24 protein-coding genes are annotated in these 24242 nt (G+C 40.6%); 23 read left to right on the plus strand and 1 reads right to left on the minus strand.

The genetic code is table 11. From position 1 onward, the window contains the following. Positions 1-16 precede the first annotated feature (16 nt). The 15 genes from L4F93_RS08495 to L4F93_RS08565 all read left to right on the plus strand — a co-directional run bounded on the left by L4F93_RS08495 (position 17) and on the right by L4F93_RS08565 (position 17199). Positions 17-5389: a phage tail protein gene (locus tag L4F93_RS08495; protein ID WP_250349879.1), complete on the plus strand. Its 5373-nt coding sequence runs from the start codon at positions 17-19 to the stop codon at positions 5387-5389. Between the two features lie 61 nt (positions 5390-5450). Further along, positions 5451-5777 carry a hypothetical protein gene (locus L4F93_RS08500; protein ID WP_250349880.1) on the plus strand — a complete coding sequence of 109 codons (327 nt, stop codon included), beginning with the start codon at positions 5451-5453 and terminating at the stop codon, positions 5775-5777. Positions 5778-5779: 2 nt separating this feature from the next. Continuing rightward, positions 5780-6106, plus strand: coding sequence for a hypothetical protein (locus tag L4F93_RS08505; RefSeq protein WP_250349881.1), 327 nt, complete (start codon positions 5780-5782; stop codon positions 6104-6106). Positions 6107-6117: 11 nt separating this feature from the next. Then, complete coding sequence (locus L4F93_RS08510; RefSeq protein ID WP_250349882.1) at positions 6118-7191, plus strand: collagen-like protein; 1074 nt, start codon at positions 6118-6120, stop codon at positions 7189-7191. Between the two features lie 48 nt (positions 7192-7239). After that, the gene (locus L4F93_RS08515) at positions 7240-7470 is read left to right on the plus strand and encodes a DUF1353 domain-containing protein (RefSeq protein WP_250349883.1); all 231 of its coding nucleotides are present in this window, start codon (positions 7240-7242) and stop codon (positions 7468-7470) included. Between the two features lie 323 nt (positions 7471-7793). Beyond that, on the plus strand, positions 7794-8636 hold the full coding sequence (locus L4F93_RS08520) for a ParA family protein (protein WP_250349884.1): 843 nt from the start codon (positions 7794-7796) through the stop codon (positions 8634-8636). Continuing rightward, complete coding sequence (dnaB, locus tag L4F93_RS08525) at positions 8629-10005, plus strand: replicative DNA helicase (RefSeq protein WP_250349885.1); 1377 nt, start codon at positions 8629-8631, stop codon at positions 10003-10005. The genes L4F93_RS08520 and dnaB overlap by 8 nt, the downstream gene beginning before the upstream one ends. Next, positions 9995-11701, plus strand: coding sequence for a ParB family protein (locus L4F93_RS08530; protein WP_250349886.1), 1707 nt, complete (start codon positions 9995-9997; stop codon positions 11699-11701). Before dnaB ends, L4F93_RS08530 begins: the two co-directional genes overlap by 11 nt. A 10-nt stretch (positions 11702-11711) precedes the next feature. Next, the gene (locus L4F93_RS08535; RefSeq protein WP_250349887.1) at positions 11712-12263 is read left to right on the plus strand and encodes a DUF2857 domain-containing protein; all 552 of its coding nucleotides are present in this window, start codon (positions 11712-11714) and stop codon (positions 12261-12263) included. A 163-nt stretch (positions 12264-12426) separates the two neighbouring features. Then, the gene (locus L4F93_RS08540; protein WP_250349888.1) at positions 12427-13653 is read left to right on the plus strand and encodes an STY4528 family pathogenicity island replication protein; all 1227 of its coding nucleotides are present in this window, start codon (positions 12427-12429) and stop codon (positions 13651-13653) included. Between the two features lie 500 nt (positions 13654-14153). Next, a complete protein-coding gene (locus tag L4F93_RS08545; protein ID WP_250349889.1) occupies positions 14154-14906 on the plus strand; it encodes a PFL_4669 family integrating conjugative element protein in 753 nt (250 codons plus the stop codon). Positions 14907-14940: 34 nt separating this feature from the next. Further along, positions 14941-15462, plus strand: coding sequence for a DUF3158 family protein (locus tag L4F93_RS08550; protein WP_250349890.1), 522 nt, complete (start codon positions 14941-14943; stop codon positions 15460-15462). Between the two features lie 178 nt (positions 15463-15640). Further along, on the plus strand, positions 15641-15982 hold the full coding sequence (locus L4F93_RS08555; protein ID WP_035689393.1) for a hypothetical protein: 342 nt from the start codon (positions 15641-15643) through the stop codon (positions 15980-15982). Positions 15983-16182: 200 nt separating this feature from the next. After that, positions 16183-16692: a single-stranded DNA-binding protein gene (gene ssb, locus L4F93_RS08560; RefSeq protein ID WP_250349891.1), complete on the plus strand. Its 510-nt coding sequence runs from the start codon at positions 16183-16185 to the stop codon at positions 16690-16692. Positions 16693-16719: 27 nt separating this feature from the next. After that, positions 16720-17199, plus strand: a complete 480-nt coding sequence (locus L4F93_RS08565) for a hypothetical protein (RefSeq protein WP_250349892.1) — start codon at positions 16720-16722, stop codon at positions 17197-17199. 61 nt (positions 17200-17260) lie between these two features. Here the strand turns inward: L4F93_RS08565 and L4F93_RS08570 are convergent, their stop codons facing one another. Then, positions 17261-17986 (minus strand): hypothetical protein, encoded by a 726-nt coding sequence (locus tag L4F93_RS08570; protein WP_250349893.1) that lies wholly within the window; start codon positions 17984-17986, stop codon positions 17261-17263. Positions 17987-18080: 94 nt separating this feature from the next. Between L4F93_RS08570 and L4F93_RS08575 the strand changes: the two genes are divergently transcribed. From L4F93_RS08575 to L4F93_RS08610, 8 genes are all read left to right on the plus strand, one after another. Then, on the plus strand, positions 18081-18368 hold the full coding sequence (locus tag L4F93_RS08575) for a hypothetical protein (RefSeq protein WP_250349894.1): 288 nt from the start codon (positions 18081-18083) through the stop codon (positions 18366-18368). A gap of 1 nt (position 18369) precedes the next feature. After that, entirely contained in the window at positions 18370-20400 is a 2031-nt protein-coding gene (locus tag L4F93_RS08580; protein ID WP_250349895.1) for a DNA topoisomerase III, read from the plus strand. Positions 20401-21153: 753 nt separating this feature from the next. Beyond that, positions 21154-21618 (plus strand): STY4534 family ICE replication protein, encoded by a 465-nt coding sequence (locus tag L4F93_RS08585; RefSeq protein ID WP_250349896.1) that lies wholly within the window; start codon positions 21154-21156, stop codon positions 21616-21618. A 79-nt stretch (positions 21619-21697) separates the two neighbouring features. Further along, positions 21698-22096, plus strand: a complete 399-nt coding sequence (locus L4F93_RS08590) for a heme utilization protein (RefSeq protein ID WP_250349897.1) — start codon at positions 21698-21700, stop codon at positions 22094-22096. 98 nt (positions 22097-22194) lie between these two features. After that, positions 22195-22455: a hypothetical protein gene (locus tag L4F93_RS08595; protein ID WP_250349898.1), complete on the plus strand. Its 261-nt coding sequence runs from the start codon at positions 22195-22197 to the stop codon at positions 22453-22455. Between the two features lie 10 nt (positions 22456-22465). After that, positions 22466-22603: a hypothetical protein gene (locus L4F93_RS08600; protein ID WP_250349899.1), complete on the plus strand. Its 138-nt coding sequence runs from the start codon at positions 22466-22468 to the stop codon at positions 22601-22603. A 112-nt stretch (positions 22604-22715) separates the two neighbouring features. Continuing rightward, on the plus strand, positions 22716-23363 hold the full coding sequence (locus tag L4F93_RS08605) for a DUF3560 domain-containing protein (RefSeq protein WP_250349900.1): 648 nt from the start codon (positions 22716-22718) through the stop codon (positions 23361-23363). A gap of 122 nt (positions 23364-23485) precedes the next feature. Beyond that, on the plus strand, positions 23486-24160 hold the full coding sequence (locus tag L4F93_RS08610) for a hypothetical protein (RefSeq protein ID WP_250349901.1): 675 nt from the start codon (positions 23486-23488) through the stop codon (positions 24158-24160). Positions 24161-24242: the final 82 nt, after the last annotated feature.

Below are 24242 nucleotides of genomic sequence, written 5' to 3' on the forward strand. Positions count from 1 at the left end.
TAATAAGGAGTAAATTATGGGTGGAGGAGGCGGTGGTGGCGGTCGTACGCCCGTTGAAGCGCCAGAAAGTGGACGCTCAAAACAGTTAGTCAATATTGTTGAAATTATTTCCGAGGGTGAAATCCAAGGCTTGGTGGACGGGGTAAAATCTGTATATTTGGATAAAACGCCAATCCAAGCTAGCGATGACAGTTACAATTTTAATAATGTGGACGCGCAAGGGCGCATTGGTGTGCAAGACCAAGACATAATGGAGGGGTTTAACACGTCAGAAAAAGAAGTGGCAGTCAGCGCACAGGTACGCAAAACCGTGCCGATTACTCGTACTATTACGGATAGCAAAGTTTCTCGTCTGCGCTTAACCCTTGGCGTTCAGTCGCTATTTAGTCAGAATGACCAAGGGGACACCAATGGCACAAGGGTAGAGTTGCGCGTAACCATTGGGGAACGTATTTATCCTGTGGTGATTGAAGGCAAATACAGCTCACAATATTTACGCCAGTTTGAGTACGGCGATTTGCCACCCGTGCCATTTCAAGTGCGGGTTGAGCGTTTAACTGACGATAGCAAAAGCCAACGTTTACAAAATAACACGGTTTGGTCGAGTTATACCGAAATCATCGAAACGCAGTTTGCTTATCCCAATACCGCACTTGTCGGCATCCAGTTTGACTCTGAGTATTTTGGTTCAATCCCAAACCGAAACTATGAAATCTACGGGATTAAACTCAAAGTGCCAAGTAATTACGACCCAATTAACCGCACTTATACTGGACTTTGGGACGGTACGTTTAAGATTGCATGGTCAAATAACCCAGCGTGGGTGTTATATGATTTGATGACCAACAAGCGTTATGGCTTAGGTCAACGATTGGGCGAGTTTAGCGTGGATAAATGGACACTCTACCAAGTGGCGCAATATTGTGACCAACTTGTGCCAGACGGCTTTGGTGGTAAAGAACCCCGTTTTACCTGTAATGCTTGGCTTGTTGAGCAACGCAAGGCTTATGATGTCATCAATGATATTTGCTCAATCTTTAGAGCAATGCCTGTGTGGAATGGGCGTGAATTCACTGTCGTGATGGATAGACCCGCCGACCCCGTGTGGACTTATACCAACGCCAATGTGGTCAATGGCGAATTTAGCTATCAATATTCTGCACTTAAAGCGCGACATAACGAAATCCACGTTGAATATATTGACGCTTCGGACAGTTATGAAAAGAAAGTGGAAGTGGTATCAGATGATGCCTTAATTCGTCGCTACGGGTTAAATATCAAAAAGGTAACGGCTTTTGGTTGCACTTCGCGCGGACAGGCGCACCGTGCAGGAAAGTGGATTTTAGAAACCGAACGATTAGAGACTAAAACCGTAACTTTTAGCGTGGGTGCAGAAGGTTTAATGCATATCCCCGGTGATATTATTCGTGTGGCAGACAGCGATTATGCGGCGACGAATATCGGTGGACGCGTCTTAGCGATTGAGGGGCACAAAGCCATTTTAGACCGTGAGATTACAATCTCGGGTAAAAGTTATTTGACCTATATCAACGCTGAAGGTAAGCACAAAGACATTCGCATTCTGGGCGTGGCAGAAGGTAATCAGGCGGTGCTAGAAACTATGCCTGAAGATTTAGTGCCTTATACGGTTCGGACGCTTACTACGCAACAAATCAATGTACAATTGTTTAAATGCCTTTCAATCAGCGAGGAGGAAAAAGGCAAGTACACTATTGTTGCCTTGCAACACGAACCGCAAAAAGAAGCCATTGTGGATAACGGTGCCGTGTTTGAACCAAGAGAAACCACGCTTGCAACGAGCGGTCTGCGCAAAGTGAATAATGTCTCAGTACAGGCCAATAGCGACGGTATTGAGCTAAGTTTTGATGCCATTGTACAAAATAGTGCAAGGGTGAAGTACCAGATTAAACTCTATCGTGACGGCAAGTTTTATAAGCTGTATGACAATCTCACCACACCGAAGATGACTTTTGTTGGCTTGCCTGATGGCGAGTATATTGCCGAAGTTCGTGCTAAAAATGCCCAAGGGCAACTTTCTGAACCAGTCACAAAAACCTTTACTGTGCGTTTGGCGGTCAGCGAATTGGTTACTGTACCAAAAATGTTTGCTATCGAATTGAACTGGCGTAACCCGATTTTTGCCAATCCCAAAACCGCCATTGAAATTTGGGTGAGCCAAGATAATCAATTTGCCAATGCGCGCAAACTGGTGAGCCTTGCTTACCCAACGAGTAGCTATACCTACACAGGCCTGGGTTTAAATGACCGGTTTTGGTTTTGGGCGAGAATGGTTGATGGGGATAATGCGGGGCAATTTACAGACGCAGTAGAGGGGCGACCAAGTCAAGATGCTACTGTCTTGACTGATTATTTACACGGTAAAATCACCAAAAGCGAACTCGATCAAAGCCTGATTGATAGCTTGCAGGCAGACATTGCAAGTGCGGTAGAAAATGAGGCAGGAAATCGTAAAACAGCGGTTGCTAATGCTATCTCGCAAGTGGTTGCTGAATCACAAGCACGAGCAAAAGCCATTCAAGACGAAGCTAAAGCACGAACTGCGGCATTGAATGCTGAAGTAACAAACCGCACAAAAGCAATTCAAACCGAAAGCACGAAATTGACCGCAAAAATTCAAGCGGAAGCCAATGCTCGTGGCACAGCTATTTCACAGCTGCAAAATGTCGATACTCAACAAGCACAAAAAATTACTGCCTTGACAGCGAAAGCGGAACAAGCCTTATCAGGGTTAGATGCAGAAAAAGTAGCAAGGGCGAAAGGGGATGAGGCAGAAGCACGGCAACGTACTGCACTTACATCAAGAGTGGCTAGCGCAGAAAGTGGATTGACTACTCTACAACGCACCGTCAGCACACAGGCACAAAGTCTGTCTGAAATTAGCCAAAACCTGAATGCGAAATTGGATAATTTACAAATCGGCGGACGAAATTATGCTGATGATGGTGATTTTTCGCGCGGGCGTTGGCACTTCTCCACAGGGAGCCGAGATGACAGAAATCATCAAATAAATGATGGTATTGTTACGGTTACAGGCTCATCTACAACGTGGAAACAATGGCAGCTCTACTCTAAACCTTTTGGCTCTACTAAAGGCTCGAAAAGCCTTGGAAAAATTGAGGTTGGTAATAGTTATACATTGAGTTTTGAAGCTCGTTGTATCAGTGGTAGCCCTCAAATGTGGATGAGAGTACGTGAAAACCGCCGAAATGGATTGCCGACGGTTGAGCGAATTACTACAGGGTATATTAACTTGACCGACCAATGGCAACGCTACTCAATGACTGGGTTATTGCAAGATGATGGCGAAAATTTTGATTTTTGGCGAATCATTTTAGGTTATAGCCAAATTGGGCAAGTACAGTATCGCAAAGTCAAGCTCGAAAAAGGCACCGTTGCCACCGACTGGACACCCGCACCTGAAGATTTAGAAAGTGCAGTGGAGGCAGTAAGTGCAGATTTGACAAGCTACAAATCTACGCAAGCCACTAAAGAGCAAGCAACGGCTCAACAAGTGAGCAACTTAACAACAAGAATGGCGACGGCTGAAAGCGGAATAGCTCGCGTAGAAAAAACCGTGTCAGATAATCGCACTTCAACCGCCGCACAACTAAATCAGCTTACAGCGAATTTGAATAAAGCTAATAGCCAAATTACGGAAGAAAAATCAGCTAGAGCCAGTGGTGACAAAGCTAACGCGGATAAAATCACCGCATTAACGAGCCGTGTAAGTAACGCAGAAGCGGGCATTACGAATATCCAATCGACAAAAGCCAATAAAACTGAAGTGGCAAGTCTTGCACGCACAACGCTACAAAGCGAATGGCGGAGAGATGCGAAAGCCGAAGTGGATAACATTAAAGTTGGTGGGCGTAACTTTTTGCAAGATACAGAAACATTTAGTCCTGAGTTCTGGCGGTTCAGTAAGCATCAAGATGAGCCAAGAGTAGGGAGGGTTGAAGATGGCGTATTACTGCTTCCATCATCGACCGCGCTATATTCGTCTTGGAGCCTTATTGCTAAAAAATCTACAGCTTTACAAAAAGTGGAGCTAGGTGAGCAATACACCATTTCTTTTTGGTACAAGGCTACAAAAGATATGTCGGTGAGTGCTTATGTGCGACAGTTTTATGATGATAACTCGTTTAAAGATAATGCAAGGTCTAGCTTTGTTTTGCCAAAATCTGATGAGTGGGTGAGAGTATCTAAGCCGATTGTTATCAATAAATTAGACAAAGAGGGGCGAAATCGCGAAGCATTGCAATTTATTTTTACAAGCTATGCAACCGCTGATGGTGTAATTTACATCAAAAAGCCGAAGTTGGAAAAAGGCACAATCGCCACCGACTGGACACCTGCACCGGAAGACTTAGAAAGTGCAGTGGAAGCAGTAAGTGCAAAAGTTGATAGTACGCGAGAGACGCTAACCCGAGCCGATCAAGCACTTGGTCAACGTATTGATACCGTAACCGCATCTATTAATGATGCTAAAGCACAAATTTCGACCGTAAGCAGAGCTGTTGCGACAACAGACGGCAAGCTATCTGCTACTCACACCATCAAAACGCAAACCATTGCAGGCGGTCGTAAAGCGATTGCCGGCATTGCGTTGGGTGCATCAGGTGATAACCGCACAGCAGAAAGCAGTGTGATTGTTATTGCAGATAAATTTGGCGTGGTGAAAAATGCCAGTGATGGTAATGTTGTACCGATGTTGTCTGTCGTTAATAATCGCGTTGCCGTTAATGGCGATTTAATCGCGGATGGCACAATTATTGGTAAGCATATTCGAGCAAATCAAACCATTTCTGCGCCGAATATTACGGGCGGAAGTATCACGGGGACGACCATTACAGGTAACCGCATTAATGGTGGGACGATTAATGGGTCGACTATCGAAGGTGGCATTATCCGCGGAACGAGGCTAGAAGGGGCAACGGGAAAATTTACTGGTCAGCTTGAAGTCACCGAAATTATTGGTTCAAATATTTATGAGTTTTTCACTTATGTATGCGGGAAATTACGATATAGCACGGACCGAAAACAAGTAAATATTTATATCGATCAGAGACCCGTAGATAGAATGATTCGCTTTATTACGGAGGGATTTAATATCGAGAAAACGTATCAAGAGGCTTATGATGGAGGAGATACGTATACACGTACTCATAACCGTTTAGAGCAGCTTACGATTAATGGGGTTGATGTGAAAAAACGAAATTATTATTTTTTACCCAAAAATACGAGAGGCAATATCATTCTTATATATGCTGATGCCAGTGTATATTATGATGGAATATTGAAAATTGATGCCTTTATCGCAAATTCTGCGAGAACAATACATCTTTAACTAAACCAACCGCCCTCTTGGCGGTTTTCTTTTATCTAAAACAAACAAAGAGGAAATTATTATGAAATACATCGAAAAACAACTTGAAGATAATCGCACCGGTGCGAGCGTAAATTATCACGAAGTAACAGGATTGCAGGTAGATTACCTAAATCACGCGACTTACATCACAATTGCATCTTACGTGTCGAAAGCGAAAAAAGAGGCGGGTAAGGAGTTGTTATCAGTCAATACATTTACCATCCCCAGCGTACCGGCGTGGGACCAAATCCCGTACGAATGGGCGTTATCTGAACTAGTCAAAGCGCAGCCAGAAGAGTATGTGCCAGAGGACTACGAGGGCTACGTTAATCCTTATCTCTTTGCTAGTGGAAAAGTTAAGGAGTAGCGATGCACCAAGAAGACTTAGCTTTATACCGTGGAGATGACACCACCTTTAAAATCGCCTTTACCACTGACGAAGGCGATTTTTTATTGGGGGACGGACTGCTTGAAATGGAGATTAAGCCTCAAATGGGGCAAGGTGTCCGCCTCTCCTCCGCTGAGGGCGGGATTACTTTGTTTAATGCTAATACGGTATTACTCAATTTCACGCACGCCCTCACCAAAAACTGGAGCTGGAAAAAAGCTGATTATGACTTACAGCTGACCAAAGACGGCAAGGTGAAAACCTTGATGCGCGGCAAAATTCTATTAACTCACGATATTACAAAATAAGGAGGGCTATTATGGCCAAAGAAATCAGAGCAAAAGCTGAAAAATCAGACATCAACATCAATGTAACGGTTACCGCCGCAGAATTGCTAAAAGGCGATACGGGAGATGTAGGACCTCAGGGTGAACAAGGTCCACAAGGCGAACCTGGCCCAAGCGGTAAATCCGCATATCAAGTAGCCGTTGACAACGGGTTTGGGGGGACGGAAGCAGAATGGTTAGCCAGCTTAAAAGGGGAGCAAGGTCACGCTGGGCTTGATGACGGGGTAAAACGAATCATCAAAGCGTTAACACAGGCGCAATATGATTTTAGCCAGCTTGGTAAAATATATGGATTTGCCTCAGATAGTGCGCTTATTACTGTTGCAAATATTAGTCGTATGCCAGCGGTGAAAGGGGAAACCTATGCATTTACTCCAGATATAGCCCACTTGGACGACGGTAATCTCATTTTTGACGATACTGAATATGCAGGCAAAGTAACCGTAACAGTACCTGCGTTAGATGATTTGCCGCTTGGGGAATTTGAGGTGGACTTGCAGCGCGTACAACAACAAGAAGTGCAGTTACAAAATTATATCCATCTGTATGACCCAAATGTTGATGGCGATACAGTTTATAAGCGTGTTAGCTTAAGTAGAGGAGCGAGCACGCTCGCATTTAGACAGGGACAAGAGTGGGATGAGATTTATAAATTGGCACTTGCGCCAGAAGTAATTGTCATTAAAGTGGTCGGAGGGGCAATGTCCATCTATGATGAGACAGGAGCGTTATTAACAACAGAGACGTATAGTAACGCAATCAGCAAGCTACCGTTAAAAGATACTTACTTATATCGTGTAGATCCGCCACCTGAACGCCTGGTAGATGTGGTCTCTTTACCTCATAACGGCGGATTCGGCTTTAAAGCACCGTTTACGGGCGATTACCAAATCCGCTTTAGCGATGATACCAGTATCACAATCACGCTCGAGGGGGGGAGCCCATTACCAGATGTTAACTATAGACAACGCGTATTTATTTATAACTCCCAAGAGTATAGACTAGACAACATTGTATCTATTGATGGTATGCTTGATCGGAGTTAATTTTGTTTTGGCCGCACAAAAGTGCGGTCATTTTTTTTTGGAGAGTTTATGAGCAAGAAACAGAAACATTATTGCACAGGGTGGAAATCCGCACCTGCTGATGTGAATGACTGTTGCCATCAACACGATCGGGATTATGGCATCAATGGCACGGTATCGCGAAAAGAAGCAGACGAGCGATTTTTGCAATGTATGCTAAAAAATAAACGGCCGATTTTAGGGCGGCTTTTGTATGGATTAGCGAGAGTATTTGGGGGAATTTGGTTTAAGAAGAAGTAAATTTAGTTTGACGTAAATTTGACGAAATAGAGGTAAAAAGGTAGGAAATATTGATAATTTAGTGGGATAAAATTATAATGATTAGGCGATTAGGTCATTGATTTTATTAATGATTATAGTTTATAGATATTTATAATGGATAGGATTTAAAATCCCTCGACTTTCGAGTCGTGGCGGTTCAAGTCCGCCCTCGGGCACCATTTGAAATCAACTCTTAAGTAGAGTTTAAAGTAAGATTTGATCAATTCTAGATACTCTCTTCTATGTAATTAATTTCAGTCAATACTTTCTTATCCATTTTTCTTGTATAAGTGAGTATGATTATGAACACTAATCAATTTTTTACCAAAAAACCATTCATCATTACCATAGCCTCAACCAAAGGCGGTTCAGCAAAAAGTACAAATGCGGCGAATATTGGTGCATTTTGTGCAGATCACGGGTTAAAGACCTTATTAATTGATACCGATACGCAACCGACACTCAGTGCTTATTTTGCTTTAGATTATGTCGCACCAGGTGGTATCCATGAGTTTTTGACCTATCAAGATGTCGATCCCGCCCATATTATTTCAAAAACAACCCTGCCAAATTTAGATTTAATTCAATCCAACGATCCCACAAATAATGTTAGCCAGATGCTACGCAATGCCCCTGATGGTGCAATACGGTTTAGCTTTCTGCTGAAAAAACTCAAAGGCTATGATGTGATTGTTGTGGATACACGCGGAACGCGAGATATTACGGTAGATATGTCTGTACTTGCTGCCGATTTATTATTTTGTCCTATCTTGCCACATATTTTATCCGCAAAAGAATTTCTTCGCGGCACGATAGGTATGTACCAAGAATTGCAGACCTTTGAGGCATTTGGGTTTTCGCTCCCGCCGCTCAAAGCGGTGCCTAACTGTGTCGATCATACCAATGATGTGAAATTTGTGCTTAGTCAGCTAAAACAGCTTTTTGAGCAAAACTTAAGTGCTGATAAAACCCTCCTTGATTTTCATATTCCTGACAAAGTCGCTTACCGTGAGGCGGCAACCTATTCATTGCCCGTCTATCGACATAGCAAAGCAGAGTATGCCGTAATTCAGGCACTGTGTATGCATTTGTTACCTCAATTTGCCCATCAATTTGAGCAAGGTTTAGGAGGACATAATGCGTAAAACGAAAAAATCCCCCGCTGAGCTTTATTCGCTTGAGGCAGAATATTCCGTCATTGGCGGGTTATTGATTAATGCGGATTGCTTTGATGATGTGGCGATCATTCTCACCCCTGAAGATTTCTATATTGTCGAGCATCGCTATATTTTTGAAACTATTGCGTCACTGGTTAACCAAAATAAAGCCATTGATATACTCACGGTATCGGAATCTTGCAAAGAAAAAGGCAGGCTGGAAGATGTCGGGGGGATTGCCTATTTAGCTGAAATAGCCAATAACACGCCATCCGTTGCCAACATTGTAGCTTATGCAGAGCTGGTCAAACAATATAGTCGGCAACGCCAATTTTTAGCCTTGGGGCAGTTTATTTTAAGTGAAATGAAGGAGCCTAAGAATGCGGAAAATTTGGCAGCACTTGCCGAGCAGATTGAACAGCGATATACGAAAATTTCGTTAAATCAAACAGATAAAAGTGCGGTGCAATTAGCGGACATTTTTTCGCAAATGTTCGATAAGATGGAGCAATCTACCTTAAGTGCGGATCCTGTTACAGGCACACCATTAGGTATTCAACAAATTGATGAATTGACCACTGGCGGGCAAGCGGGGGAACTGATTATCATCGCTGCTCGCCCTGCGATGGGAAAAACGGCACTTTCTCTCACGGCCACTGCAAGTATTCTGGATAAGCTGACGGATCAGCCCGTGTTTTATTTCAGTCAGGAAATGCCAGCTGACCAGTTATTACAACGTTTTATGGCAATGAAATCACGAGTAAGTTTGCAAAAGATTCGTCGAGCAACTGAGCTTGAGGAAGAAGATTGGGGCAAACTTTCTGAGGCTGTGGGGCGTATTCAAAAAGACTGGAGCAAACGTTTAATTATTGATGATGAGGGAGCATTAACGATCCCTCGATTACGCAGTAAAGTACGTCAATATAGCCGCCAATATGGTTTGCCTGCGGCGGTGTTCATTGATTATCTCCAATTAATGCGAGGCACAGGCAGAGTAGAGAACCGACATCTTGAAATCACGCAAATTTCAGGAGCATTGAAAGCCTTAGCCAAAGAATTAGGGCGTCCTGTTTATGCCCTTTCACAACTCAATCGTAGTTTAGAACAACGCACCAATAAACGCCCTGTCAATGCGGATTTACGCGAATCTGGCTCGTTAGAGCAAGATGCTGATGTGATCCTATTTATCTATCGTGATGAAGTCTATCACCCAGAAAGTGTTGATCGGGGGCTAGCTGAAATCATTATCGGCAAACAACGTAATGGACCATTAGGGAGCGTGAAATGCCGTTTTTATGGTGAGTTTAGTTTATTTGAAAATGAAATGAATTTAGGTGGATATTACGATGAATACTAAGAACAAAAAATTATCAGATGCCGTGGCACGGAATTTAAATGTTGCACCAATGGTGAATACCTCGCCTTCTTATGTAGGGGCGGCTGCAACGCATTACCCGACAACCTCTCAGTATATTACGGTAACTTTGGATAAATTACGCCCTTATGAGCATAATCCACGCAAAACCCGTAATCCTAACTTTGAGATGATCAAAGAATCTATTCGACGTCGCGGACTCGATCATAAGCCTAATATTACCCAACGTCCAGGTGAGCCGTTTTATATCATCGCAGACGGGGGGAATACGCGGATTCAAGCCTTAAAAGAGCTATTTAGTGAAACCCAAGATCAGCGTTTTTGGGCGATTGAATGCCTATATAAACCTTGGAAAGGGGAGACAGCGGACAGTGTGGAAGCCGAACTCGATTTGCTGATCGGTCATTTAATTGAAAATGATACCCGTGCAGATTTAACCTTTATAGAGAAAGCGTTAGGGATTCAGCAGGCGAAGGAGTATTACGAGAAAAAGTTAGGAAAACAGCTTTCGTCTAGAGAATTATCAGATGTTTTAGAAAATGACGGTTACATTATATCGCATGTTTTAGTAACAAAGATGGAACGGTGTATAAATTATCTGTACCCTTTTATTCCTGATGTATTGTTTAATGGATTAGGTCATAGCCCAATAGATAAGTTGCTAGCCATTCGCAATAACGCTCTTGAGGTTTGGCAACAATATCAATTTGATACAGAAATCACGTTTGAAGCTATTTGGAAAAATAGTCTTTCTCGTTGTAATGATGATCACCCATTCAATGTGAAGACCTTTCAAGATGCCTTAATTAATGAGATGACGGATGCCCTTGAGGGTAAAGTCAGCTATGAAATGCTCTATGTGGAAGTGGATCTTGATGAGCGTAAATTCCAAAAATTAGCGAAAAAGCAGCAAGAAATTGATGCACAAATTCAGCATAGTGAAGAAGATGTGGCGAGATTTCAGCAACAGCAATTGGAAAAATCCCTTTCTGAACCTGTTCAAGACGTTGAGATGACCGAATCAGAAAGTGCAAGTGCCATTACACCAATCTTTGATGAACGTGCCGAAAACGCAGAAAAAAATGACCGCACTTTTGTAGAAGATGCCAGCCACGATAGTTTAGACACTGAAGCCGTCAATGACATTGTGAATACCGAAACAGTCGATGAGGTTTCTCGTTCTGAACCAACCCAAGATCTCGCCCAGCAATTTGCCCAAAATTATGGCATTACGCCAGGAATGAGCATTCAGGCTCAACGTGAGCAGCAAGCTATTGCAAATGGCCTAGAGTTTGCTTGTGTTGGTCGTCAACCTGTTGCGGATATTTGGCAAGTGTACCCAAGTCGCCAACATAAAGCGGAAGCCTATTCACTTGCCTTAGATATTGCCGAGCAGTTTGAGCTTGATGAACTCGTTGAACACGTTGTAAATGAGCCTGTCGATTACAGCTTTCAGATGAAAGCCGTCGAAGATTCTTTAAAAGATGATACTCAACGTACCATTTATGAGTTGCTCAGTATGTTACAAACACAGAATCTAGCCTATTCGGAAGCCTGTTTTTTTGATACCGCATTATTGTTAGGTTCGGCAGACCGAGAACCTAAAATTGATGATGTCACCTTGGTGAAACTATTTCGACTCATTCGTCTTGTTCGCTATTTGCGGGCTTCAGCTTAATGGAGGCGTTATGCTTGATAATTTAAATAAAGTGATTTTAGACCACATTGTAAATAATATCCGCGAAGGCAATGTGAATACCTGCCATCACCTTGGCTTTTCAACGGCAGAACTCAGTGAAATCCAACAGTTAAGCATTGATGAAATGTACGATATTGCCCAATCTAAAGTGCCAATTGCGGCGATCAATATTGATCACAGTGCATTTTGGAAAATGGTTAAAATGGCACAAGTCAATTCACAAGAACGAATGATTATTGATCGTGCCTTACTCCTTGGAGCGTCCATTCAAATGTTGAATGCCTACTTTGGTTTGAGTACGACGAAAGTCTCAGCAAGACGCAGTTTGCTAGGTATTCGTGAAGAGCCAGGACGAAAAGCCACGGCCACTGATGAGCAAAAGACGCTTTTATGGGAATTATGGTGTCAACATAAAGGCAGTATCCAGAGTTTAGAATCAATGGAAGGTCTGGAATTATTAATGTTGTTTGCGGAAGAAACGCAAATTAATTTGACGGCAATTTGGCGTGCGGTTGAGCCTTGGTATCGTCATAAAAAATAAAAAAGAGTCCCCCAAGGTGAGTATCAGGCTCTTCTTGGGGGATCGGGATTGCTATATGGAGCATTCCCTTATAAGTGGCTTTGTTAAGAAAGCAAAAGCATTATAACGAAATACAGACCCAAAACAATCGGAATAATTCACTACAGGTTTTGGAGAATTAAACATGACAATTTTTGAGCAAATCACCACATCGCCCAAAACAGAGCAGGGATTACTGTTTTTTGGGAATCAGCACGAAACCGTGCCAACACGGCTACTTTATGATCCTTATTTAACCCCACGAGCCAAATTTGCTTGGCAACTGATCAAGCATAAAGCTAGAGAGTTTCAAGGGGGATTATTTCCGTCTTACGAGGTGTTAGGAAAACTGCTTTCAGATAAGCCTTACTTGAATGCGAGCCTATCGCGTAAAACCGTCAGTCAAACCTTATTACTGCTACGCCTGACAAGGTGGTTGACCCTTTGTGAAACCGTGCGTAATGAATTAGGGCAAGTAAAAGGTAATGTCTATTTACTGCATGATGAGCCTATCCCTATATTAGATGCGATTCAACTTAATGAAGATTATTTACATTTGCTCCATTCAGCCACAAAACATAAAGACGTCATAGTGAGAGGGGTTGCGACGCATATTGTCGATAATATTCTTTCAGATAAAACCCAATGGCACTATGTTTCACATATTGATTGGATGCAAGCCCGTTATCAAGATTATTGTTCTCGTCTCGGAAATGAAAAAGAGGCTGATTTTTCTCATTTAAATTTAGATACTGTGCAGCAGAATTTGCTGAGTTCCAATAGGGAACTTGGTCAGTCAAGTGAGGAACTCAGTGAAAAAACAATTAATTTACCGAGTTCCATTAGGGAACTCAGTCAAAATTCCCCAAGTTCCAATAGGGAACTTAGCCAAGAAAAACAGGTTAACTCATTGATTTTAGGCTCAGTTCCATTAGGGAACTCAGCGAATACCTCGTACAAGTACAGTACGGTATTTATAAATAAATACTGTACAGGTACGGCAGAGGAAATTGATTGGACGCTCAACTTAACCCCTTTTGAGAAACGTACTGTAGCTAAAGCAATGGAAGGGCTTGATTTGGGACTGTGCCAAGCTATTTTGTTTGAAGCGGGTGAACGCCTTGCAAAAGGAACCATCAAGAAACCACAGGGATATTTGCTAAGCCTAGTGAGAAAAGCCCATTTAGGGCAATTTAATCCCTACTTACTTGAACAACATTTAAGCCAATGTCATACGCCAGTGGTGAATCAATCACAACCACAAGCGATTGTGCCAGAGCGAGAGCAAACGCTATCGTCTGTGCCAACACTTGAACAACGTCAAGCGAGAGCGGCAATGATACGGAAATTTAAAGCACAGTTGTTGAATTAAGTACAAAAAACAACCACTGAAAAGGGACTTTTCAAAGTATAAAAAATAATCACTGAAAAGGGACTTTTCAAAGTACAAAAAATAATCACTGAAAAGGGACTTTTCAAAGTACAAAAAATAATCACTGAAAAGGGACTTTTCAAAGTACAAAAAATAATCACTGAAAAGGGACTTTTCAAAGTACAAAAAATAATCACTGAAAAGGGACTTTTCAAAGTACAAAAAATAATCACTGAAAAGGGACTTTTCAAAGTACAAAAAATAACCACTGAAAAGGGACTTTTCAAAGTATAAAAAATAATCACTGAAAAGGGACTTTTCAAAGTACAAAAAATAATCACTGAAAAGGGACTTTTCAAAGTACAAAAAATAATCACTGAAAAGGGACTTTTCAAAGTACAAAAAATAACCACTGGAGGGGCCCTCCAAAGTACAAAAAATAAGCAGTGAAGAAGGGTTCTTCAAAGTATAAAAATCAACCATAGAATAGGAGTATCTATATGACAACCACTGATCTTCAAAATCAACGACCAGGACCACTACGCAGTGCACCTGAAATTACGATCAACACCCATCATGCCTCTAAATTATGGGTGGGGCGTTCTGCGGTACGAAATGAACAAGGCAAAATTACCCGTGCAGGGATCATCAGTATGCCGAACTGCCTGAGCTTATTGAGTCAAATTCAACGTGCGGCAACGAATGATGATCCTTATGCGGATGATTATTTACTACGGTTTGAAACCAAGGTGCTGGGTTATCGTCAGGAAATGCAGCAATTGGTTGATAAGGTAAATTACCTTTATAGTGAACAAATCCCTGCGGCATTCCATATGGAAAATTCAGTATCAGTAGAGCCCGCACGTTATGCATTGACCTTTAATTCTCAACTTGGCTATCAATTAATTTTCCTTTTTTTGAAATTTGATGAGCTCGCTTGTGCAGTAATGGCCGCCTCTCATATTGCTTTAATGACCCGTAGCGAGGCCTCAGATTGGATTGAGGCAGGAGCAAAATTAATTCGTCAGTGTTTTGGTTTGGTTGAAAATTATCGCCATTCAGGGATTACCCGCCGTGATGCCATCGAAAATAATGCACGCTATAAAGCCGCAATAAAACGAATGAAGTATGAATTATCCCCTGAAATTTTATCGGGTGAAAAACGTGCAAATTTTGCTCCAGTCATAAAAAATGCCTCGTCATCTGAAGCTGAACCAGAACAAGATGAGTTTGTTGAGAGTGGCTCAGAATAAAAAAACATCATAAGAATGGCACAAGGTTTAGGTAATGATAAAGATGAAAAATGAATTAATTCCTAAAAATATGTATCGGGATCTCGCGGTACAAACTCCACTGAATTCAGTAATGAAACAATTTTTTAGCGAAGTAAATAGTGTAGAGGATTGTGAGCAATTACAGCTCTCTCTTTATCAAGTGAGAGAGCATTTAATCAGCCAACATCAAGATATTGTCAAAAAATTAAGAAGCAATGAGATTACAAAAGCCTTAGGGTTTCGTTTAATACAAGATAAAGCCTCTTCTTCAGGTGGGCATTTTTTACGTTGGCGTATCACGATTGGACAAGCGAATCAATCCGCTGAAAAAGGCGGGTTGATTTGGAAAGGACTTGTTGAAGATAGTTCGGTATCTGATGGCATTAAAAAACGTATTGCTCAGATGGAAAAAGAACGCTTGGTGTTAAATATGCAAATGTCGGTATTAAATTCGATGATGCGACAATTATCCGCAACCATTGATAAATTAACCGAAGTTGAAGATATCACTCAAGGTGAAATGTCGCCTAATTAAAAAAGTTTGTAATGGTTGGATTTTGAGTTTGTACTCATTGGATTTTCAAGGTTTGTACTCGCTGGATATAAAAGGCCTTTTAAAGGTAAGGGGACAAGCCCCTTACCTTAACGAAAAATGGCATTACCTTTGGATAGGTTATAGATAACAATCACTGATTAATAGAGGAGTATTAGTAATGGAGCATCAAATAGATTTTAATCATTTTATTGATATAACGTACAGCATTACATCGTGGGAAGATTCAAAAAGTATACAACAAGACTTATTGTTAGGTGAAAGCCGTAATTTGGCACTTTATACTTACTTAAGTTCCCACTATGGGGATAGTGCAGATATATATGATTTTTCAAATGGAAAACAGGTTTTTGCATTTTATTTAAGCCAGAATAGATTTCTTTCCCTAGTTGAGCAATTTAATTTACCAATTGAAATAAAGTTAAATAGAAGCAATGATAAGTGTAAAGATGAAATACTAGATGGTACTTATATCGGTTTTTATCTGGTAGATAAAAAATAGAGTAGTTAGGTAATTAATTTGACACGCTATTTATAATGGAGGTTGTTATGTCAAAGATAGAAATTTCATTCACAATTAAAGTAAACCATAGCAGCTCAATAATTATTTAAAATTGAAATTGAATTACCCCCTTTATTCCTGACTAAAATCACGTTTAATACAGATAACGTCAATTATCAATCATTTGTGAGGACAACATTATGGCAGGGATTAATAAAGTGATTATCGTGGGTAACCTTGGTGCAGATCCTGAAGTAAGAACAATGCCGAATGGCGAAGCGGTTTCCAATATAAGTGTGGCAACTAGTGAAAGTTGGATAGATAAGAATACAAGTGAAAAACGTGAATTAACCGAGTGGCATCGGATTGTGTTTTATCGTCGTCAAGCTGAGATTGTGGGAGAATATTTACGCAAAGGCTCGAAAGTTTATGTCGAGGGGCGATTAAGAACCCGTAAATGGCAAGACCAAAATGGGCAAGATCGATACACCACAGAAATCCAAGGAGATGTACTTCAAATGTTAGATAGCCGTCCTGAGCGCTATCAAGCAGGGCAGGCAACGCAAGTTGGAGCGGCACAACAAGGTCGTAATCAATATGCGCAACCTACACAGCCTGTGCATCAAGCTCCAAGAAACACTCCACAATCAACGCAAGCACCACAGTCAGATATTAATGACATGCCTTTAGACGATGATATTCCGTTTTGAGTTTGCTAATAATTTGGAGCTGATATAATGAAAACATTAAAAATTACAACTGCACTTTTTATATTGGGCATTATCTCAGGTTGTGCTGAACTTTCTGCAATTAACCAAAAAGTAGGGGATTGGGCGGGAGAAATTAATCGTACGCTCAATGCGGATAAACAACAATTCTCGGATACCTTAACCTCCAAACGAGATATTGATACCCTATACGTACGCATTAAGCGTAATGTGGGGTTTGAAACAATGGAAGAAATGTTAAAATGCGATCCTGAATCAAATAAGAACTGTGCATGGAAGAAAAGCGCAATTGCCGAAGGCGGCTATGTCCATGAAAAAACGCCAGGCGTTTATTATCGAATGGCAGATTCCTTTGGCAAAGAAGGTCGATATTATGCTGAAGTTATCTTAGAAAAAGAGGGCAGAAATACCCTTATTTCTTGGAGGGTGAAAGGTTCTCAAGACTTTGCTAATCAAATCAAAGCAGATATTTTAAAAGCGGTTAAATAGGTTTATTTGCTCAAAAACCTCAGTGTTGCCCAATCTTGATGATTGGGCTTTTTTGTAAAGATTATTTATTCATGAAACTATTTTTCTTTAATTTTACAGTTTTACCTTCAGAATGGATAAACCATTTATTAATAGCAATAATTTGTTTATTAGATAATGTTAATTTTTTACGTAGTTGACCTAACACATTATTGATAAAGGTTAAATCTGAATCAGAATTATATTTGATAAATGATAATAACCAATATTCAGCTGCATAGACGGATTGTAAATTTTGATATGTCAAAAGAGGATATTGATTTCCATACATGGCTTGTTTTATGTAATTCTCATCTTGTTTAGAAATTTTACCATTAGTGATATATGAATGATAAATATCATCTAGTTTTTTGGAGGTGAAAATGGACTTTAGATGGGATAATTTTTCAAAGCGTAAGGTTAAATAAGCACTTATTGCATTTTCATCGAGATAGTTATCTACTTGTGTATCTTCTTCTGGGGTAAGGTTTTCGTATTCTGTGGCAATGTTTTCATTAAATATTTTTTGTTGTGGTATTAATTTTTCGGAATGAGGTATATCTTGTAATATGCATCCTTTCGTTATATCAATTACATTCTCATCATAATTTGTGATGTTAGATTTTTTCTTAGCACATGTTGGTCCAGAAAATGCGAAATCACCGTGTTCATTTTGAATCAAGATTCCTTTACCTGAGTTAATTATCCTATTGCAAAATTTGCATTTAACAGTTTCTGTAAAATCGATTCTAACTTTTTTCCATTTCATATTTATTTCCACATTTTAAAGAATAAGAAATTGTGCGCAAAAATCGTTATTGATTAAATATTCCCTAAATTATCATTGAATAACGGAGAGCATAATGGATTTTCCTCGAACTCGTCATCAAGTGTTGCACGAATTACAGCTTGAACTTGAAAATTGGGTACTTCAAGCTGAAATTGAAGAGATTAAACATTATCTGATAAGTATCCATGGGGGCGTTTATCCCGATGATTGGGAGGATATTCTCCAGTCTCATTTCATTAAAAAACCTGATGATTGTCATTACATTCAATCTTGCTCTTTCTGTCAAGAAATTGTTTCAGCAATTTTAACAATTGCTGAGACGAATCGCCCTGAGTTAAAAACATTATTTCAAGGTAAGTGAAATGAAATTATTTCTATGCGAAAAACCCAGTCAAGGACGGGATATTGCAAAAGTCTTGGGGGCAACCCAAAAAGGGGAAGGATATTTATCTACAGCTGACGGCACAATCGTTGTGACTTGGGCAAGAGGGCATTTAGTCGAACAATTTTCGCCAGAACAATACGATCCTGCACTTAAAGCGTGGCGATTAGATACCCTCCCAATTATCCCTTCCCAATGGCAAGTTTCCCCTAAACCTGATGCAAAAAAAGAATATAAAACCGTGATGGCATTGCTGAAAAAAGCACGCACGGTGGTGATTTCAACTGATATTGATCGAGAAGGGGAAACGATTGCCCGTGAGTTATTGGACATTGCGGGCTATCGTGGACATATTCAGCGGCTATGGATCACCGCACTTGATGAAATTAGTGTACGTAAAGCCCTCAGCCACCTTAAAACTAATGAAGAAACCTTGCCACTTTATTATGCGGGGCTTGCTCGTAGTCGGGCAGATTGGTTAATTGGAATGAATTGTAGTCGAATGTTTACCCTTTTGGCACAGCAACAAGGTTATCAAGGTCCGCCGCTTTCGGTGGGGCGAGTGCAAAGTCCTACATTGGCTCTCGTAGTGAATCGAGATAAGGAAATTGCTCATTTTGTCCCGACCTCGCATTATGCCTTGATGGTGCAAGTCTGTGGAGCCAATACGCAGTCTTTCGAGGCGAGTCTTTTAGTTCCTGAAAAATATTGTGATGAAGAGGGGCGTTGTTTAGAGATAAAGGTTGTTCAGCAGGCAGAGCAACAGATTCGTCAGGCGGGTCAAGTGCAAGTGAAGAATGTAGAAACAAAGCGGGAAAAAGAAAGTCCGCCGTTACTTTTTGCATTAAGTGATTTACAGGCAGAATGTAATCGTCTCTATGATTTAGGAACGCAACAAGTGCTTGATATTGCACAATCCCTTTATGAAAAACATAAAGCAACCACCTATCCGCGTACGGATTGCGGTTATCTACCTGAAGCACAATTACTTGAAGTGCCTCAGGTCATCAGTAGCCTAATGCAGTCAGATCCTAAGTTACAGCCTTTACGAACACAGCTTAATTTGAGCCAAAAATCCCGTGCTTGGAATGATAAAAAAATTACCGCTCACCATGGGATTATTCCCACAACACAGCCTGTTGATATTACTAAAATGGATGAAAATGAATTTAAGGTGTACGATTTAATTCGACGTCGTTATCTCGCTCAATTTCTACCGCACTTTGAAGTGGACAAAACCCAGATTCAGCTATCTTGTGGAGAGCATCAATTCATTGCCAAAGGTCAAGTGATTGTGGTTTTGGGTTGGAAAGCGTTGTTTCGTGCTTCTAAAGAAGCACAGGGAGAGAAACAAGGTTTGCCAATACTGAATAGTGGGCAAATGTTAAAGGTGATGAATACGGAAGTAAAATCGCTTAAAACCACACCACCTGCACACTATACAGAAGGCACATTGCTCACGGCAATGGTGAATGTCGCCCGCTTTGTTACCGATGAACGGCTAAAGAAACAGTTACGCGAAACAGAAGGACTGGGGACAGAAGCCACTCGAGCCAGTATTATGAAAACCCTTTATGATCGTGGTTATATCAAGAAAAAGGGGAAATCCATTGTGGCGACAGAGGCAGGTGCCATGTTGATTGATAATTTACCGACGGTATTAAAAGATCCTGGTTTAACGGCATTGTGGGAACAAGCCTTAAACCAAATTGCCGAGAACCAAATGAGCTTGCAAGGATTTATGCAAAAGCAAGAACAGTTTATTCGTCATCTTATTCAAACCTGTGGGCATCAAGGTATCAAAATGGGCAATATAGACATTAAAAAATGTCCACAATGCGGTAAGGGACTTCGAAAAATGAAAGGGAAAAATGGGGACTTCTGGGGTTGTACGGGCTATCCACAATGTAAATATATTGAATCAAACGCCAAGAAAAAATCCTCTGCCAGAAAAGCGACATCGATTAACCTTTCTCAACAATTTGCAAATTTGCGTCAGTCCGTCAAATAAGGTAGTATGGCAGGCAAAAGTAAGCCGTTTTAACATTGTCGGTCATCAATGTTGTGCCGAAATACCCTTAGCACTCTGAAAGAGGGTTCAGTGATATTGGGAGTGTGTATTTTATCTTTTTATCGACAATCGCGTGATTGCTAAGTCATCATCGCATTTTATTAAGTGGTATGACGACTTAGCAATACGTTGCTTCTTTATCCTAGCCAGAGCCCACTGGTGAAAAATTGGGTGCCCTTTGTATCGATTGAGATGCCTCCGTTATACTGATTAAAGACCACAATGTAATCAGGTAAATGCGATAGGAAATCAAACATTGTAACGAAGATGGGAAGATTTCAATCATCCATTTATATTGGTCTGTCATTCACACAATTTTTTCAAATTGTTATCTTAAAAAGTAAATAAGCCATAAGTGAATTGTTCATTTATGGCTTATTTACTTTTGGATCAAAATTCTTTTCTATTAATATTTAATTCTTTCTATACGAGAGAGACGATTTTGCGGTTTAATGTGGGTATTAAGTCGCTACGTTGTAGCCCTTAGAAGTTGCCAAACACTTGAAAGAGCAACGGACTAGCCCGCAGTGGTAGTTGTGTTAATACCAGCCGAAATGTCATCAGCATTCTGAAAGATGACGCTGTGAAAACAGGAATGCTGCCTCATCTGTTTAACCCTGGCGGGGAACATTTTTCCCGTGTTGGGTAAGGATGTTTCTCCGCTTTTTTTATTTTTACTTTAGGAGAAACATTATGTCTAACTCATCTACACAAAAAAATTTCTTTAACCTTCATACTCAAGGTTTAGGCTACTTGAACAATATCCGTTTAGTTGAGCCGAAAAAAGGAACGCCTTTCTACTCTTGCGATATTGCTGCATTAGTAGGAGAGTCTTCTAAACCTGAATACCGTTTTTTCAACTGTAATGTTGTTGGGAAAGATACGGAAAATCTGGTTAAACGTTGTCAAGATGCTGTAAATGCTAACAAAAAAGTCTTGGTCGCCTTTGTGATGTCAGACCTTTGGTTTGATACCTTTACCTATCAAAAAGACGGTAAAAATCACAAGAAAGGTGATACAGGCGTGGCATTGAAAGGTCGCTTGATTAACATAAAAATGGTTAAAGTTGATGGTGAACTCAAATATTCTAGTTCTACTGAAGCAAAAACAGAACATGTTGAAAATGCCAACGTAGAATTATCAGCACCACAAGCTTAATCATTATACTCAACGGAAAGACTGGCACATTTGTCAGTCTTTTTCTTTATCCTCATTTTCTTTTTAGCAGGAGAATACAATGAAACAAGGTATTTATGTTAACGGGAAACCTGTCTTCACTCAGATTGCTCACGGCAATGTGAAAAATATGATTGCCTCATCACAAACCATCTCAATAGAGAATGGGCAAGTGTCAATTCAAGCACCACAGCTTATCATTGATGGTCAGGTGATTGTGCTTGAAAAAGCACCCGTTTTACATATTGAAGTCTTCGGTAATGTGAATCATATTGATGCAGGCAATGTCACCGATATTGCGGTAACAGGTAATGTCGAACACATTGAAACGGTCAATGGTGATGTGTCTATACACGGCGATGTGTCTGGTAGTGTTAAAACCGTGAATGGTGATGTGCAAGCACAACGGATACAGGGAGCGGTCAATACGGTTTCAGGTGATATTTATCGCGATGATTAATCATTGATTGGTCTGTTTTAACACTCACTCAAACCCACATAGGGGATGATGTCCCTTGTGGTGTCGTTCCCTTAATTTTATGAAAGGCGGTGAACGATATGATTCACAAATTTTTTAACAAAATTCCAGCGAAAACGTTGCAATATATTGCGGAGGATTTTCGTAAAGCGGGAACCATCGCTGGCGTTGGATTGATTGGTTTTGTCTTAGCTAAAGATAATATTGATGAAATAGAGGCTTTTGTACTCTTAACTGTTGGTATTACCTTTTGGTTATTAGGTTTGCTTCTCAATTATGTGGCAGATATAATGTCAAAAAAGGCACATAAACCAGTCAAACGCACGAAGCAACATCGCTAAGGAGGCTTGTATGAACTGGTGGTTATTAGGTGTATCAAGTGTTTTAGTCCTGGCAGCAGGTACTTTTACCGCTTTGGTATATTGGGCGAATTGGGATCTGATTTCTGGAAAAAACGTGAAAGCAGATAAACAAGCCAAACCCCGTTAACTCTTCACATTAAATCAACCTATTTTTGAATAGGTCGATTCCGACTTATACCCATAGGGGAATATTTTCCCTTGTGGGGCAGATATTCCCTGTTTTATTAGGAGAATATCTTATGTCACTTAACACGTATGCAAAATTTGTTCCAAATGTCTTTTTGGCGAAATGCCCTGAACCTCATCAACGAGGGGATATTGTCATGCTAACCAGTAAATATGGGAAAGAAACGAAAGTAGAAATCTACAACCTTGTGAAACAACAAGATGACTTCTATTTTTATTCTTTCGTGCGTTGTGATGGATTAAACCGTCAGACCTATGCACTTAAAAAAGCTGCACACTATCAAACGGTGGCAGACAATGCTCAAACGCGTAGCGAACAGTATTGTGACGCTGCAAATGAAGGACGTGAGTTTTTAAGCCTCGGTGAACCCATTAAAGTGGGACATCATAGCGAAAGACGACATCGTGCCTTAATTGAGCGAAATGCCAAACGTATGGATAAAGCGGTCGAAGAAATGCAAAAAGCCGAGTGTTATGAGGATAAAATCCCTTATTGGCGAGAGCGTGCAGAAGTCATTGATTTATCTATGCCAGAAAGTCTTGCGTATTTTCAGGTTGAATTGGCTAAAGCTAAGGAAAACCATCAAGATTTGAAAGACAATCCAGAAAAACGCGAACATAGTTATTCCCTCACTTACGCCAAGAAAAAAGTCAATGAATTGGCGAAAAAAGTGGAGTTAGCGACATTGCTTTGGGATTAAGCACATTTATCTTTAACGTTAAAAGTGCGGTGAAAATTGACCGCACTTTATCTACCCATAGGGGAAACATTCCCTTATGGGGCGTTTCCCTTTCATTTTTTTATCAATTAAGGAGAAACACCATGACAACATTAACGGTAAACCAAGTTTTGGAAGCGGCTCAAATTTACGATGAAACCGTAAAAAATATTCAGCAACGATTCATCTATTTAACCTATAAACTCTGCGATCGTGTCAGTGAGTTGACGCATCTGTCCTCAGTGAAAGGGTTTTATCGTCAATTATCACAATGTCAACGTGAGATTGAATGTGATGAATCAATGAGTATGGATTTTGCGTGTATTCAGGCGTTTGAGCCAGAACATGCTTGTTTTCAAAAAACAATGCAAAACCCAGCCTTTATTCAACAATGTCAACAATTGTTAAATGGCAGTCACGCACTTTTAGCCTTTGGGCGTCCATTTGAACTCAAACCAACGCACTGGGATTTTCAACTAATTTCAGAGCAGGCGTTAGAGGCAATGGAACAAATCAATGCACAAATGCGTAATTTCTCTTTTATTTCGCCAGGTAAAACCTATTTGGTTAACAGTTTAGTCATTGAGCTTGAAAGTATTATGCATAAAGCCCAGTGTATTATTGACCTTGTGAAACAACGTGGTTTTGCTGAAGTACCACAAAATCCGTGGGAGTTGTTACAGCAATGGAAAAAGCAAGTTCATCGTTTGCTCAATGATGCCTTAATGCTCATTGAACAAGAAAAAGGACAAGTGGCTTTATCTGTGCAGGTAAACTAATTATTACACTATCTTAACCCTAGAGGGAAATACTTCCCTTTAGGGTGTGTTTCTCTCTGATTGATTATTTAGGAGAAACACA

Origin of the sequence: Avibacterium sp. 20-132 (genome assembly GCF_023611925.1) — a bacterium.
GTDB lineage: Bacteria > Pseudomonadota > Gammaproteobacteria > Enterobacterales > Pasteurellaceae > Avibacterium.

Coding starts and splice junctions, on each gene's coding strand:
- L4F93_RS08520 (WP_250349884.1), top strand. CDS start 7,794: ATGAACACTAATCAATTTTTTACCAAAAAACCATTCATCATTACCATA.
- L4F93_RS08580 (WP_250349895.1), top strand. CDS start 18,370: ATGAAATTATTTCTATGCGAAAAACCCAGTCAAGGACGGGATATTGCA.
- L4F93_RS08500 (WP_250349880.1), top strand. CDS start 5,451: ATGAAATACATCGAAAAACAACTTGAAGATAATCGCACCGGTGCGAGC.
- L4F93_RS08515 (WP_250349883.1), top strand. CDS start 7,240: ATGAGCAAGAAACAGAAACATTATTGCACAGGGTGGAAATCCGCACCT.
- L4F93_RS08505 (WP_250349881.1), top strand. CDS start 5,780: ATGCACCAAGAAGACTTAGCTTTATACCGTGGAGATGACACCACCTTT.
- L4F93_RS08530 (WP_250349886.1), top strand. CDS start 9,995: ATGAATACTAAGAACAAAAAATTATCAGATGCCGTGGCACGGAATTTA.
- L4F93_RS08590 (WP_250349897.1), top strand. CDS start 21,698: ATGAAACAAGGTATTTATGTTAACGGGAAACCTGTCTTCACTCAGATT.
- L4F93_RS08540 (WP_250349888.1), top strand. CDS start 12,427: ATGACAATTTTTGAGCAAATCACCACATCGCCCAAAACAGAGCAGGGA.
- L4F93_RS08495 (WP_250349879.1), top strand. CDS start 17: ATGGGTGGAGGAGGCGGTGGTGGCGGTCGTACGCCCGTTGAAGCGCCA.
- dnaB (WP_250349885.1), top strand. CDS start 8,629: ATGCGTAAAACGAAAAAATCCCCCGCTGAGCTTTATTCGCTTGAGGCA.
- L4F93_RS08610 (WP_250349901.1), top strand. CDS start 23,486: ATGACAACATTAACGGTAAACCAAGTTTTGGAAGCGGCTCAAATTTAC.
- L4F93_RS08605 (WP_250349900.1), top strand. CDS start 22,716: ATGTCACTTAACACGTATGCAAAATTTGTTCCAAATGTCTTTTTGGCG.
- L4F93_RS08545 (WP_250349889.1), top strand. CDS start 14,154: ATGACAACCACTGATCTTCAAAATCAACGACCAGGACCACTACGCAGT.
- L4F93_RS08565 (WP_250349892.1), top strand. CDS start 16,720: ATGAAAACATTAAAAATTACAACTGCACTTTTTATATTGGGCATTATC.
- L4F93_RS08595 (WP_250349898.1), top strand. CDS start 22,195: ATGATTCACAAATTTTTTAACAAAATTCCAGCGAAAACGTTGCAATAT.
- L4F93_RS08570 (WP_250349893.1), bottom strand. CDS start 17,986: ATGAAATGGAAAAAAGTTAGAATCGATTTTACAGAAACTGTTAAATGC.
- L4F93_RS08600 (WP_250349899.1), top strand. CDS start 22,466: ATGAACTGGTGGTTATTAGGTGTATCAAGTGTTTTAGTCCTGGCAGCA.
- L4F93_RS08555 (WP_035689393.1), top strand. CDS start 15,641: ATGGAGCATCAAATAGATTTTAATCATTTTATTGATATAACGTACAGC.
- L4F93_RS08510 (WP_250349882.1), top strand. CDS start 6,118: ATGGCCAAAGAAATCAGAGCAAAAGCTGAAAAATCAGACATCAACATC.
- L4F93_RS08535 (WP_250349887.1), top strand. CDS start 11,712: ATGCTTGATAATTTAAATAAAGTGATTTTAGACCACATTGTAAATAAT.
- L4F93_RS08550 (WP_250349890.1), top strand. CDS start 14,941: ATGATAAAGATGAAAAATGAATTAATTCCTAAAAATATGTATCGGGAT.
- ssb (WP_250349891.1), top strand. CDS start 16,183: ATGGCAGGGATTAATAAAGTGATTATCGTGGGTAACCTTGGTGCAGAT.
- L4F93_RS08585 (WP_250349896.1), top strand. CDS start 21,154: ATGTCTAACTCATCTACACAAAAAAATTTCTTTAACCTTCATACTCAA.
- L4F93_RS08575 (WP_250349894.1), top strand. CDS start 18,081: ATGGATTTTCCTCGAACTCGTCATCAAGTGTTGCACGAATTACAGCTT.